This window comes from Vogesella mureinivorans, from assembly GCF_007644035.1.
GTDB lineage: Bacteria > Pseudomonadota > Gammaproteobacteria > Burkholderiales > Chromobacteriaceae > Vogesella > Vogesella mureinivorans.
The window spans coordinates 1-346 of the sequence record NZ_VMTV02000506.1 but is presented as its reverse complement, the minus strand read 5'-3'; the positions used below and the strand labels follow the sequence as shown (position 1 = coordinate 346).

1 protein-coding gene is annotated in these 346 nt (G+C 65.0%); it reads right to left on the bottom strand.

The window, feature by feature from the left end:
- A partial coding sequence (locus FLQ44_RS13625; protein ID WP_276607860.1) for a carboxyl transferase domain-containing protein occupies window positions 1-346 on the bottom strand: 346 nt, incomplete at both ends.

Below are 346 nucleotides of genomic sequence, written 5' to 3'. Positions count from 1 at the left end.
GGGCCAGGTCCAGAGGAAGCGCGCACCGTAGGCGCGCCCGCACATGGCGTAGTTGCCGGCGCCGAAGCTGCCTCCGATGACGATGGTGAACTTGGGCACCGAAGAGCAGGCCACGGCGGTGACCATCTTGGCGCCGTCTTTCGCGATGCCGGCGTTCTCGTACTTCTTGCCGACCATGAAGCCGGTGATGTTCTGCAGGAACACCAGCGGGATGCCGCGCTGGTTGCACAGCTCGATGAAGTGCGCGCCTTTCAGCGCCGACTCCGAGAACAGGATGCCGTTGTTGGCGACGATGCCGACCGGCATGCCGTAGACGTGGGCGAAGCCGCAGACCAGGGTCTTGCCA